Below are 13,168 nucleotides of genomic sequence, written 5' to 3'. Positions count from 1 at the left end.
TATGCTCGAAAATATTACCGAAAAATTCGGCGGAATACTGCGCTCTTTGAGCGGTAAATCCAAAATTACCGAAAAAAATATCGAAGATACAATCGAAGAAATAAAAACGGCCCTTTTGGATGCCGACGTAAACTTGCGTGTTGTACGCCGTTTTATAAATGCCACAGCCGAAGAAGCCAAGGGTGAAAGGGTTTTAAAATCCGTAGACCCCGGGCAGCAGTTTACAAAAATCGTATACGATAAGATGACCTCCTTTTTGGGGGACGAAAAAAAAGCTCTTGACCTCAGGGGGCCTGATACCCAATCGATTATCCTCTTTTTAGGTCTTCAAGGCTCAGGAAAGACTACAAGTGCCGCAAAATTGGCCTTAAAACTTAAAAATGAGGGCCGAAAGCCCTTGCTCGCTGCCTGCGACCTTGTACGCCCTGCCGCTGTAGAGCAGCTTTCAGTTTTGGGAGAAAATATCGGCGTGCCTGTTTACAAGGAAGAAACAAAGGATGCGGTAAGGGTAGCCAAAAATGCCTTGGCCTTTGCAAAAAAGAACTTTTACGATACGGTCATAGTCGATACGGCAGGACGCCTCCAAATCGACGAAGACATGATGAAGGAAATCGTCAATATCAAGTCGGCCGTAAAACCTATGGAGACCATCCTTGTTGCCGACTCCATGACGGGACAAAGCGCCGTTGATGTTGCAAAGGAATTCGATGAGCAGGTAGGGCTTTCCGGTTTAATCCTTACCAAATTCGACTCCGACACCCGAGGCGGTGCAGCTCTTTCTTTAAAGACCATAACAGGCAAGCCTATTTTTTACATAGGAACAGGCGAAAAGCTCGAAGATTTTGAAGCCTTTTACCCCGACCGCATTGCAAGCCGTATCTTGGGCATGGGCGACATTGTTTCGCTTGTCGAAAAGGCTCAAGCCCTCTATGACGAAGAAGAGGCAGAGAAGCTTCAAAAAAAGATGCAAAGCGAAAGTTTCAGCCTTGCCGATATGCTCATGCAGTTGGAGCAGGCCGAAAAGATGGGCCCCCTAGAGTCCATGCTCGATATGATTCCGGGGCTTTCAGGTCAAATAGATAAGGATAAGCTTGACCTCTCTCTTTTAAAACGCCAAAAGGCTATAATCCAATCTATGACCTTAAAGGAAAGAGATAATTTCCGCATCATAGGCCCGCCCCGCCGTAAGCGAATTGCAAAGGGTTCCGGAACCTCTGTAGGCGATGTAAACAAGCTTTTAAAGCAATTTGAAAAGACCCGTCAAATGATGAGGAAGGTATCAAAAAATAAGGGTTTGCAGGCTAAAATGATGTCGGGCGGATTTTTCGGATAAGTTATCTATAATAAAATTAAAAGAATAAAATTAAAAGGCCTTGAAGCTTTAAGCTCAAGGCCTTTTTAGACGGTCACGGTTTATTTTTGTGTTTAAGGACGCATCTTTTTTTCGGATTTGGTTTGGCATTGAATGCATTTTAGGGCATAGGGCAGGGCCTTTAGTCTGTCTTCAGGAATCTGCTCCTTGCAGGTAATGCATTTCCCATACTTGCCCTCTCTTATCCTTTCCAATGCGGAATCAATCTTTTGCAGCTTTTTTACATTATTTTCGCCGATAAATTCGAGCATATCTCTGTCGGTACTATACGAGGCCAGATCTGCAAAGTCTTTGGGAATGCTGTTTGCTAAGGTTTCTGCATACTCCTCATCATTCCGCTGCAATGAAGCGAGTATTTCGTCCCTTTCATTTAGCAAATATTCTTTCATTTCCTCAATAAACTTCTTTTTCATATACGTCTCCTAGTTGACAATTTTTTTAATAGACTTTAGAATTATACGACTAAATTAAGCAAAAAGCAAATGTTTTTTTGGAATTTATTCATTTTTTTGGAGGTCTTGTGGCTAAGGAAGAAGCAATTGAAGTTGAAGGTATTGTTAAGGAGTCTCTTCCCAATACTATGTTTAGGGTTGAGTTAAAAAACGGTCATGTTATTTTGGCTCATTTATCGGGAAAAATGCGAAAGCATTATATTAAAATTGTACCGGGAGATACGGTCAAAGTTGCCCTATCCCCCTATGACTTGACAAGAGGCCGAATTATCTTCAGAGAAAGATAAGCACTCACCTTAGGGCTAAGCTCTCAATTAAAGGTAAGCCTTAATCGAATATCGCCATATAGCCTTTCCGTATTCGGAGGACTCCCTCCGTAACAAGGGATAAGGCTAAAAGAAGCCCGAAAATTCCTAAAAAGATAATACTCTTAAAAAATAATAGACCGACTATTGTTAGTATTATACCGCGTATAAGAATTTTGAAGGCTTCGCTTCGGCTGATCTTTTCTCTTTTCTTTGCATTCTCATTGCGGACATCTCTCCACTTTTTCCACCATTTAGAGCTGAAAAGATCTTCTCCAAAGGGACTTGTGTTTTGACTGTAAGTATAGGTTTTTCCTGATGAGTTAAAGGAGCTTGACATACTGAAGTCATAGTCCCTTCGCTTTTGAGGGTCGGAAAGCACGGAGTACGCTTCACTTATACGCTTAAATTTTTCTTCGGCTATCTTGTTGTCCGGATTTTTATCGGGATGATATTTCATAGCCAAATTTCTATATGCGTGTTTAATTTGGTCTTCATCAGCATTATTAGAAACATTAAGAATATTATAATAATTTTCCACTAGCCTATCACCGTTCCTTTAAATTCTTTACCATTGAGAATGTTTTCCAAATTCTCAATATCCTTGCCTGCCGCACATATTACCTTTAAGCCTGCTTTTTGAGCCCTTTGACTGGCTATGGGATCAAAGGGGGTATTTTTTCCCGGAATCCATTCGGTCCCGACTATTTTTATAAAATCTTCCCAAGATATTGAATCTATAGGTCTTGCTTCAGGATTTTTTTTGGGATCGTCAGTATAAACTTTGGCAATGTTTGAAAGGTTTACTACCAACTTTCCTCCAAAATTTTCTGCAAGGACTACGGCATCATTATCTGTCGAAAAACCTGGTTTCCAGCCTGCTGCAACCAGAATTTGTCCGCCGAATTTATCTATTGCCGTAGGGTCATACACCACGGGATTAGGGCAAAGATCTTCAAAAACTGCCTTTACAAGCTGGGCATTCAGTCTTGTTGCCATTATTCCTATCCAATCTGCCTCATCATTTTTTGCCGGGGCCTTTCTTAGATCACAAACTGTTCTATATGCGTTTTGATAATCCCGGGCAGGAGCGCCTCCTCCGATTACCATAATGAGTTTTCGTGATGAGTCTTGAGAAAGCCAAGTTCTTATAGTTTTTGAAAATTTATCTAAAAAATCGAAATCAGGTTTATCCGGAGCTACTATAGAGCCCCCTACCGATAAAACAGTTACCATAATCTCCCTCCTAAAAGCTAAGCTATTGCGTGTTAAATATACTGCATTACCGTATCATCGGCAATAAAAAAAATATTTTTTTATTACGCCATGCATACTCTCAATTTGTATACTAACAACTGTACATAAAGAAAAGTTTCTTAAAAATTTCAGTTAAATGCATTGTATCGAATTCTGAGGCCCCTGCAGAGGATAAAAGCTCGGTAAAAAAGGTCTCGTTTATTTTTTTACCGCCCTTTTTAAATAAGCCCAGCCCCGAAAGATATTTACATATCTGTTCGGAATTTTCTTGAATCATCTTCATTGAGGCCTTTTTTAAGTAGATGTTTTTTTCCGCGTTCGGATTATTCTTTTCTGCTATATACAGGGAATAGCAAAGAATAAGCACGGCATGGGAAAGATTATAAGAGCCGAAAGCTTCTTCAGCAGGAATATTAACGGAAAAAGAGCATATATTGAGTTCCTCATCTATAAGACCTGTGCGTTCATTCCCGAAAACAAGGCCTAATCTGCCTCCGTAAAATCTTTTTAAGTCAAGACAGAGGTCTTCGGGGCTGATGCCCAGATCTTTACGTTTATGGCCGGTACGTCTGCTGGTTCCTATCAAGGTTGAGCAATCCGATGCCGCTTCTTTTAGCCCTTCGATGGTAGGAGGATAAAAATGAGCATTTCTCCACACGTGGGAAGCGTGAAGGGCCAGTTTTAAGACCTCCGTTTCATCGTAATCTTCCTTGTTTCCCGTAATTCTCAAATCGTTAAAGCCGGTATTTGCCATAACCCTGCATACGGCTCCTATGTTTGCGCTTGTTTCCGGCCGGCAAAGAATAATTGTTTTTTCAAAGTTCATTTTTGTATATTGCCGTCATTCGGCTCTTATGTCAAGAGAAATTAAAAAAAAATCTTAAATTTTGGAAAATAAGCTACAACCCTATGAATATTAGCCGATACTGTAACTGTAAAAGAATTTCTTTGTTCTTGTATGGTATTCTTTGAATTATTAAAAGTACAAGTTACAGAAAAATAGATATTTTTTTGTTTTATGTTTGACTTTTTTTAAAATAAAGGGTATAATACACGTTAGAGATACTGGATTATTTCTTTATTTTGAAAGTAAATCGGGAGAATTATGAGTAATAACAGTGTTATAGCCGGCTTTGATGATGAAAAAGATGACAGCTTGAAGATTCGGCTTCAAAGAGTAGATGGACTTGACAAATGCGTGGTTGTTTTTTTGAACGGCTACATTGATACCTATAACTCTGCGTTTTTTCAAAAGCGCATTGCAAAAATTATAGACGGCGGTTTTATACAGATTGTATTTAACTGTGCAGCTTTAAACTACGTTTCTTCAACGGGTATAGGTTCGTTTACAGCCTTTTTAAAAACAGTAAAACCAAGAGGCGGGGATATAGTTTTATTGGATATTCAGCCGAAGGTATATGAAATATTCCAGCTTCTAGGCTTTTCGCAATTTTTTAATATTAAGGATGCCTTGTCTGATGCGGTAGCATTTTTTCAAAGCTCAAGTACAACCGCAAATGCGCAAGTGTTTCCTAAAATATTTGCTTGTCCTATATGTTCAAAGAAACTTAAGGCTACTAAGGCCGGACGTTTTAGATGCTCGGAATGTAAAACCATATTGGCTATCGACAACAATGCTCAAGTATTCTTGGGCTAAATCTTAAATCCTCTTAAAATACTTGAAGCTTATAGGCTCTTTCCTAACCGAGCTTATAAGCTGAAATGCATATCTTTAAGTACACATTTAACCGTTTAAAATTATCTTGACTTATAAAATTATCTTAAAAACGAATTAACCGATAGGGGGGAGCCTATCCATATACCCTCGGCTCCGAGGTACTCTTTTTTGTTGCCATTGATCAAAAATTGAACCGAGCTTACTGTTGAGAATTCGCATGCAGTGAAAACTATTTGTTCAAGCTGGGCTTGATAGGCTTCTATGCCGTATCTGTTAAATTGAAAGTCTTCGCTTATATTTACTTCTGCAACCCCGTTTTTCACCTCAATCGATAAAAGTTTTGTATCGGGAGGTATAAAGGAGCGGAAGCCTTGTTTTGCTTCTTCCGTTGTGGGGCCGTGTAGGAGGCTGTTTATGGCATCGGTTAAGGGTGAATCCGTTTTTACAAGCTGCCTCATAACTGCCTTTCTTACCAATTTACCGTCCGAATCTATTTTGACCAAGTAAATTTTAGAGCTGCGTTTTTCGGATGCTTTTTCATTTTTTTGTTCAACCTTAGTTACATCTTTTTTAGATTCATCTTTGTTTTTGTTTTCAGAGCTTTTTTTGGCAGTTTTAGCTTCAGTCTTTGCATTTTTTTCGGTTGAGTCTTTAGGAGCAGGCTTTTTTTCTTCCTTAGGTTTATCGGCCTGAGCTTTTTCCGGCTCTGAAGTTTTCTTTACCGTTTTTTGATCTTGTTCAGCAGGTTTTGCCGGTTCAGCCTCGGCTTTTTCTTCAGAAGAATTTTCTTCATCTTTTTCTGCCGCTCTTATTTTTTCTATTTCGTTTTGAATGCCTTCAAGATCTACTTCAGTTTGTTTTTCTTCCGGCGGCTCTTTTTTTTGGAATATGCTTATTGCATTTGTTTTTTCAAAAACCCGGGCAATATTGTCTTTGTTGATAAAAAAGAGCAGGGCTATCAATAAAATAAATGCAAGCCAAAAAAAACAGCCTAAAGATGTATTTTTCTTTCCCATAATTACCCACATAATAATATATTTTAGAAAAAAATACTATACTTTTTATAAAAAAGTATATACATAATGTTAAAAAAATTGTATAATCGTAGAATATGATAATAGCGATTGATGGACCTGCAGGCTCAGGCAAAAGTACCCTTGCAAAGATGCTTGCCGAACACTTGAACATTACATTTATGAATACGGGCAGCTTTTATAGAGCCTTGGCTCTGGCTGTGCTGCGCTCCTTCGGCGGAGGAGATGACGGAAGCGGAGGACAAGCTCCCGATCTTTCCGATGAAGAAAAATGGACCTCTTTTGCCGAAAAAACGGAACTGTTTTATAAAAAGGGGGCAATGTTCTTGGGTAATGAAAATGTCGAAGCCCATCTTCGAAGTGATGCCGTTGAATCCATTGTGGCCCCTCTTTCGGCTATAGTTCCTATAAGGCGTATATTAAATAAGAAAATTCGTGAAGAAGCCGCTAAAACAGGGGCTGTTTGTGAAGGCCGGGATATGACAACCGTTGTTTTTCCTAATGCCGATATTAAGTTTTATCTTGATGCTTCTGCAGAGGCCAGGGCAAAAAGGCGCTTTGATCAGGGGACAAGCAATCTTTCACCGGAAGAAATAAAAAAAACAATCCTCGAAAGAGATGAAGTCGATAAAAATAAAAAAGAAGGGAGCTTAAAGATAGCTTCCGATGCCGTGTATTTAGATACGTCGGACTTAGATATAAATGAAGTTTATGCAAAAATGCTGGCGAAGGTGTCGGCAATAATGCCGGCAGCAAAGTCGGAAAATATCAATAATAAAGGGTTATCTATGGAAAAGATGGAAGTGGTAAAGGATGTTGAAAAAGAGTCCAATGGAAGCATCCAAGCACAATTACAAGAGGAGTACTTAAATAATTTTGAGGCTCCGGAGGCGGGGACAATTAAAGAAGGTTATGTTGTTGCTGTAAACAACGGAACCGTTTTTGTCGATGTAGGCGGTAAATCAGAGGGGCATATTCCCTTGGATGAGTTTGATGAAGAACCTAAGGTAAACGATAAGGTTAATGTTCTTATCGAAAAAACCGAAGGCTCAAACGGTCATTTGTCCGTATCAAAACTTAAGGCCGATAGACTTATTCTTCAAAAAGAGTTTAAACAGGCTCATGCCGATAAGACTCCTATTGAAGGTACTATCTTAAAGCAGGTTAGGGCCGGTTATGAGGTAAAGCTCGGCGGCGGACTGACTGCCTTTTTGCCTTTAAGCCAGGCAGATGTATCCAGAGTCGAAAAGCCTGAAACCTTAGTAGGTTTAAAATCAAAATTCTACATCGAAAAGTTGAGTTTTAACTCGCGCTCAGGTGAAAATATTGTTGTAAACAGGCGCAGGTATATGGAAGAGCGTACCGAAAAAGAAAGAGACGCTTTTTTTGAAAATACAAAGATAGGCGACACCGTAAAGGGTACGGTAAAAAGCTTTACCAGTTTCGGTGCCTTTATCGATTTGGGCGGCTTTGACGGCCTCTTACATATCAATGATATGAGCTGGGGTCATGTAACCCGTCCTAAGGACTTCGTAAAGAAGGGTGAAGAGATTGAACTAAAAGTAATCCGCCTTGATCCCGAAAACAAGAGAATAAACCTCTCCTTAAAGCATTTTACTCAGGATCCTTGGCTTCAGTTTGAAGACAAGTTCCACGTTGACGACATTGTTACGGGAACGGTTACAAAGACAACCGATTTCGGTGCCTTTATCGAGTTGGATGAAGGAATCGAAGGTTTGGCTCACATCAGCGAATTCAGCTGGGTTAAGAAGATTAATAAGCCTGAGGATATCTTAAAGCCCGGAGATAAGGTAACATGTATGATTCTCGGCTACGATATTCAGGCCGGAAGAGTTTCTTTGGGACTAAAGCAGGTTACGGACAATCCTTGGGATACCATTGAGGAGCGTTACCCTGTAGGAACACGCTTGACCCGAAAGGTTGTTAAAATTACAAATGCAGGCGCCTTTATTTCACTTGAAGAAGGTATCGACGGATTTTTACACGCAGACGATATTTCGTGGATTAAGCGCGTAAAGCATCCGGGCAGCGAGCTTGAAGTAGATAAAGAAATCGAAGTTATCGTTATCGAATGCGATGCCGAGTCGAGAAGAATCCGCTTGGGTATCAAACAGCTTACCGATGATCCGTGGGAAAAATTCGGAGCCGCTTATAAGGTCGGTTCTATTGTTGAAGGTGAAGTTTCCTCAATCACGGACTTTGGTGTATTTGTAAAGGTTCCCGGGGACATCGAGGGCTTAATCCATAAACAAAATTTGGTTGAGTCCAGGGATGAAACACCGGAAGAAGCTCTTGCAAAATATGCTGTAGGCGATAAGATCAAGGCTGTAGTAATCGAAATAAATCCGAGAAACAAAAAGACTGCTTTCTCCATTAAAGATTTTAAACGAAAACAGCAGCAGGAAGAAATTTCTCAGTATATGTCAACCGAACAAGAAGATGACGATTCATCTTATACTCTTGGAGACCTTTTAAAGAATAAACCGGAGTAAATCTGTTCGTTCTATGAGCACGGTTGAGAGCATTAAAAGAGATAAGCTTAATACTCTTATAAACACAAGCTTGCTGATAAACTCAAACTATTCAGATTTGAGTGTTCTTTTGGAAAAGATTGTAGAATCGGCAATGGATGTTGTGGAAGGGGAGGCTGCATCTCTTTTGATGCTTGAGCCGGACGGTGAAAGGCTTAGGTTTGAAATTGCAATAGGACCTAAGGGGATTGAAGCAAAAAAGATGGTTATTGCCTTGGACGGTATTGCCGGCTGGGTTATAAAATACAACCGCAGTGCTATCATAAATGATGTATTAAGCGATCCCCGTTTTGATCCTACCGTGCAGAAGGTTACGGGTTATAAAAACCGTAATATGATTGCGGTGCCTATGTGTATTAAAGACGAGTGTATCGGGGTTATTGAAGTCTTAAACAAGAGAGACGAAAAAGATTTTGATGCAGACGATTTAAACGTATTGGAGCTTTTTGCTACACAGACGGCTATAGCCTATGAAAATGCAAAGCACTATAAAAAGTCCCGGGAAGAAATTATTTGCCTCCAAGATCAGTTGGAGCAGGATAGGGGCTACCACACCTTTATTGCAAAAAGTAAGGTGATGAATGAAAAGCTTGAACTGTGCCGTAATATAGCGGCTTCCGATGCCTCCGTACTCATATTGGGCGAGAGCGGGGTCGGAAAAGAGCTGATTGCCGAACAGCTTCATTTGAATTCGAGGCGTGTTAATAATCCCTTTATCAGGGTGAACTGCGCAGCCTTACCCGAAGGCTTGCTTGAAAGCGAACTTTTCGGTCATGTAAGAGGAGCCTTTACGGATGCAATCTCGGATAGAAAGGGCAGGTTTGAGCTCTCCGATAAGGGAACTATTTTTTTGGACGAAATAGGAGATATCCCTTTAACCTTGCAGACAAAACTTTTAAGGGTCTTGCAGGAAATGGCCTTTGAAAGAGTAGGGTCAAATAAAACTCTTACGGTTGATACCCGGATAATTGCGGCTACAAATAAGAACATAGAAGAGCTTGTAAGGCAGGGAAAATTCAGATCGGATCTTTATTACCGCTTAAACGTCTTGCCTATATATATTCCGCCTCTTAGAAACAGGAGGGAGGATATACCGGAGCTGGCCCATTTCTTTTTGAAGAAATTCAGCAAAGAGGTAAAAAAGCCGTTTTTAGGTTTTTCGCCTGATGCGGAAAAGCTTATAAATGCTTACTCTTGGCCTGGAAATATTCGGGAGCTTGAAAATGCCGTTGAAAGAGCCTGTGTTTTGGGTAAGCCGCCCTATATCGAGGAAAAGGACTTGCTTTTAAAAATTGAATCCTCTTCTTTTGAGCCTGAGGTTAATTACTCAAATACGGATTTAAAATCAGCCGTAAATGATTTTAAAAAATCTTTTATTGTCAAAATTCTAAATGAACATAAATGGAATCAAACAGCTGCTGCCGAAAAACTCGGAATACAGCGTACATATTTATCGAGATTGATAAAAGAGCTTGAAATTAAGGAGATATAAAATGGTTCTAGATGAAAATAAAGATTTGGCACAAAAAATCAATGATTTTTTAGTCCAATATAGAAAAATAGTGCTTGGCGTTTTGGTTTGTATTTTGGTTGCCGTCGCAGGTATTGTTGTTTGGTTTGTAACAGCCGAAAATTCCAGGAAAACTTCGATTACAAGCGTTGAAAAAATTATTTATGAGCTTGAAGATTTTAAGAGGGAAGATCGGGCTAAAAATTCTGTGACTGAAGATACTGCCGAACAGAGCGAAAAAAAGGTTTCGGAGGCTGTAAAGGAAGCTGAAGATAAGGCCATTGAAGAGTTAAAAGGCCTTGGTTCCAAATATGCTTCTTCTTATGCAGGTTTTAGGGCAAATACGGTTATAGCCGAAATTTATTTTCAACGCAAGATGTATGAAGATGCTCTAAAATTCTATGAACTTGCAGCCGGGGCCGTAAAAGGTTCTTATGTTGAAGGCGTTGCATCTTTTAATGCGGCTGCTTGTGCCGATGAGCTTGGTGATAAAGAAAAGGCCCTTTCTTATTACGAAAGAGCTTCAAGGGTTGCAAATTTTCCCCTCATCCCTAGGGCTATCTTTAATACCGGCCGCCTGTATGAAGCTTTAGAAAAGAAAGAAGATGCCATACTTTCCTATAATAAGCTTTTGGAAAAATATCCTCAAAACGAATGGGCTCTTCTTGCAAAATCCCGTATAATTGTTATTACAGGAATCGATAAGCAGTGATTGATTTTAAGGATAAATTCGGTGTATGCCGGTTTATCCTTAACAGAGGTTATATGCGCGGAAAAAAATTATTATTTTTTTTAAGTATTTTTATTTTTTTCTCCTGCGGTATAGACGATATTGATTATTTGGAGCCTCCAAAATTAATTCACAGCCCTACGGGACATAGTGATGAAGCTCAGATGTATTTTGAGTTTGAAACTTCAGATAAAGAAAATTTGAATGCTGCTCTAGGCTTTTTTAAGGGCTTTGAAGTTTATTACCGTATTTACGAATCTGAAGATGATTGCAAAAAATTAATAGAGAAGATGATCCAATATACTGATTCAAATCCTGCCAACTCAGTTAATTATCTCTTGTCATCTTATAATTATAAGCTGTTAACATATCAGGGACACTCCTATCAAGATAGGCCTCTTGTTCCTGCTTCAGGCTCTCCCGCCAACCGTAAGGTAAGATTCCGTATTGAAACTGTGCTTACATTACCTAATGAGTTTTTTGTTGAGGGTGGAAGTTCTTCCAAGGTATTGCGCCAAAACGCTGAAGAATTTACTGGCGTAAAACCCGGTGACTATGATGTTCAATCTTCAAGTAATCCTTCTTCCGATTCGTTTTATGTCGCAGCCTTTGCAGCAACTTACGGCTTCGATAAAAACTTTAAGCCTCTTTATAGCAGCCTTATTTCATTGGGTTATGTTAAAATAAAAAAGAATCCATAGCGTTTATTAAACATAAAAAAAAATACTTTAATTTCTCCATAATACTTGCAATTCTCAATATGATATGCTAAAATATAGCACACGAGGCATTTATGAAAATATTGAAGCTTGTCATTTTTTGTATTCTTTGTTTGCTTATAAGTTCATGCAATCGAATTTTATCTAAAGACAAGACCGTTAAGTATGATGTCGATAAAGTTCTAAATAAAAATGAACCTATTTCTATAAATATATGGCATTATTACAGTGCAACTCAAAAAGAAAAGTTTGATAGGTTAGTTGATAATTTTAATGCTTCCGAGGGTGCAAAATACGGAGTCTATGTCCGAGGTATCAGGAGGGCGGGAAATGCAAGCGAAATATCTTCATTCTTGGCAGATGCCCTTTCGCAAAAACTTGGAGCAGATGAAACCCCCGATATTTTTTCGGCTTATCCCGATACAGCCTATGACTTCAACAAACAAGATCTTTTGTTGGATTTAGCAGATTTTTTTACTCAAAAAGAAAAAGACGAATATGTAAAAAGTTTTTTATACTCCTCCGGGTTTGGCGTAAAAGATGAAATTAAATTATTTCCGGTTGCTAAGGCTACCGAGGTTTTTGTTTTAAATAAGACTGCATGGAAACCTTTTGCAGAGGCTATGGGTGTTTCGTACCGTGATTTAGTTACCTGGGAAGGTTTAGTAAAGGTTGCGGAATTATATTATAAGTGGACTGATTCGTTAACTGCCGAGCCTAATGACGGTAAACCTTTTTTTGGCCGGGATGCCTTGAGTAACTATATTTTAACCGGTACTTATGAGCTTGGCCATAGTATTTTCAATGTTTTGGAAAACGGTGATGTTGATTTTGTATTGGATAAAAAATCCTTGCGTGCTTGCTGGGATAATTATTATATTCCGTTTGTAAAAGGTTTTTTTACTGCAAAGGGCCGTTTTAGGGCCGATGATTTAAAAACGGGTGATATTATTGCTTGTGTAACCTCAACTTCATCCTCAATTTATTTACCGTCAAAGGTTATAAATTCTGAGGGTAATTTTGAGCCTGTCGATTTAGAGGTTTTACCAATTCCTCATTTTAGAAATGCAAAGCGTAAAACCATTGTGCAGCAGGGAGCGGGTATGGCCGTATTAAAAAGCAACATAAAAAGAGAGACTGCCTCTGTCCTATTTTTAAAATGGTTTACCGATATGCAAAAATATTCCGAATTTGCCGTTTCAACAGGTTATCTGCCTGTCAAGAAAAAAGAACTTGAAGCGGAACAGGTAACTGCTGCTTTTTGCAGTGACGGTATATGTATTTTACCTGTAGTCCAGGATGCGCTTAAGGTAAGCATAGAAACAATGAAATCCTTAGATCTTTATTTTCAGCCGGCTTTTAAGAATTCGGATAAGGCAAGGAATATTCTTGCAGATTTACTTCAAGAAAAAGCAAAAGAAGATAGGGCTAAGGTACTTGAAAAGATTAAGGCCGGGAAAAGCTATAAAGAAGCTGTAACTGATTTCATTGGTGATGATTCCTTTGACGTCTGGCTTAAGCTGCTTGAAAAAAAATTACTTGATTTAAAATAATTGGAG

General features: G+C 39.1%; 13 protein-coding genes. 8 read left to right on the top strand and 5 right to left on the bottom strand.

The window, feature by feature from the left end:
- Position 1 precedes the first annotated feature (1 nt).
- Positions 2 to 1,333, top strand: a complete 1,332-nt coding sequence (ffh, locus tag E4O04_RS10795) for a signal recognition particle protein (RefSeq protein WP_253687336.1) — start codon at positions 2 to 4, stop codon at positions 1,331 to 1,333.
- 92 nt (positions 1,334 to 1,425) lie between these two features.
- On the opposite strand, the gene E4O04_RS10790 is transcribed toward ffh, so the two are convergent.
- Positions 1,426 to 1,785, bottom strand: a complete 360-nt coding sequence (locus E4O04_RS10790; protein ID WP_253707922.1) for a TraR/DksA family transcriptional regulator — start codon at positions 1,783 to 1,785, stop codon at positions 1,426 to 1,428.
- Positions 1,786 to 1,892: 107 nt separating this feature from the next.
- Here E4O04_RS10790 and infA point away from each other — a divergent pair, with 107 nt between their 5' ends.
- Positions 1,893 to 2,111 carry a translation initiation factor IF-1 gene (gene infA / locus E4O04_RS10785; RefSeq protein WP_002668257.1) on the top strand — a complete coding sequence of 73 codons (219 nt, stop codon included), beginning with the start codon at positions 1,893 to 1,895 and terminating at the stop codon, positions 2,109 to 2,111.
- A gap of 40 nt (positions 2,112 to 2,151) precedes the next feature.
- Here infA and E4O04_RS10780 read toward each other — a convergent pair whose 3' ends face one another.
- From E4O04_RS10780 to E4O04_RS10770, 3 genes are all read right to left on the bottom strand, one after another.
- Positions 2,152 to 2,670 (bottom strand): DnaJ domain-containing protein, encoded by a 519-nt coding sequence (locus E4O04_RS10780; protein WP_253707920.1) that lies wholly within the window; start codon positions 2,668 to 2,670, stop codon positions 2,152 to 2,154.
- The gene (gene pyrH, locus E4O04_RS10775; RefSeq protein WP_253687342.1) at positions 2,670 to 3,365 is read right to left on the bottom strand and encodes a UMP kinase; all 696 of its coding nucleotides are present in this window, start codon (positions 3,363 to 3,365) and stop codon (positions 2,670 to 2,672) included. The genes E4O04_RS10780 and pyrH overlap by 1 nt, the downstream gene beginning before the upstream one ends.
- A gap of 112 nt (positions 3,366 to 3,477) precedes the next feature.
- Positions 3,478 to 4,212, bottom strand: coding sequence for an RNA methyltransferase (locus E4O04_RS10770; RefSeq protein WP_253687343.1), 735 nt, complete (start codon positions 4,210 to 4,212; stop codon positions 3,478 to 3,480).
- 279 nt (positions 4,213 to 4,491) lie between these two features.
- On the opposite strand from E4O04_RS10770, the gene E4O04_RS10765 reads away from it, so the two are divergent.
- Positions 4,492 to 5,043 carry an STAS domain-containing protein gene (locus E4O04_RS10765; RefSeq protein ID WP_253678547.1) on the top strand — a complete coding sequence of 184 codons (552 nt, stop codon included), beginning with the start codon at positions 4,492 to 4,494 and terminating at the stop codon, positions 5,041 to 5,043.
- 119 nt (positions 5,044 to 5,162) lie between these two features.
- Here the strand turns inward: E4O04_RS10765 and E4O04_RS10760 are convergent, their stop codons facing one another.
- Entirely contained in the window at positions 5,163 to 6,080 is a 918-nt protein-coding gene (locus E4O04_RS10760) for a GerMN domain-containing protein (RefSeq protein ID WP_253707918.1), read from the bottom strand.
- 95 nt (positions 6,081 to 6,175) lie between these two features.
- Here E4O04_RS10760 and rpsA point away from each other — a divergent pair, with 95 nt between their 5' ends.
- The 5 genes from rpsA to E4O04_RS10735 all read left to right on the top strand — a co-directional run bounded on the left by rpsA (position 6,176) and on the right by E4O04_RS10735 (position 13,162).
- On the top strand, positions 6,176 to 8,611 hold the full coding sequence (rpsA, locus tag E4O04_RS10755) for a 30S ribosomal protein S1 (RefSeq protein WP_253687347.1): 2,436 nt from the start codon (positions 6,176 to 6,178) through the stop codon (positions 8,609 to 8,611).
- A gap of 13 nt (positions 8,612 to 8,624) precedes the next feature.
- Entirely contained in the window at positions 8,625 to 10,142 is a 1,518-nt protein-coding gene (locus E4O04_RS10750) for a sigma-54-dependent Fis family transcriptional regulator (protein ID WP_253707916.1), read from the top strand.
- Between the two features lies 1 nt (position 10,143).
- Positions 10,144 to 10,872: a tetratricopeptide repeat protein gene (locus E4O04_RS10745; RefSeq protein WP_253707914.1), complete on the top strand. Its 729-nt coding sequence runs from the start codon at positions 10,144 to 10,146 to the stop codon at positions 10,870 to 10,872.
- 53 nt (positions 10,873 to 10,925) lie between these two features.
- Complete coding sequence (locus E4O04_RS10740) at positions 10,926 to 11,591, top strand: hypothetical protein (RefSeq protein WP_371922297.1); 666 nt, start codon at positions 10,926 to 10,928, stop codon at positions 11,589 to 11,591.
- Between the two features lie 92 nt (positions 11,592 to 11,683).
- Entirely contained in the window at positions 11,684 to 13,162 is a 1,479-nt protein-coding gene (locus tag E4O04_RS10735) for an extracellular solute-binding protein (protein WP_253707910.1), read from the top strand.
- Positions 13,163 to 13,168: the final 6 nt, after the last annotated feature.

Source organism: Treponema sp. OMZ 799 (assembly GCF_024181365.1).
In the GTDB taxonomy this organism is placed as follows: Bacteria; Spirochaetota; Spirochaetia; order Treponematales; family Treponemataceae; genus Treponema_B.
This window is presented reverse-complemented; position numbering and strand designations above follow the sequence as displayed.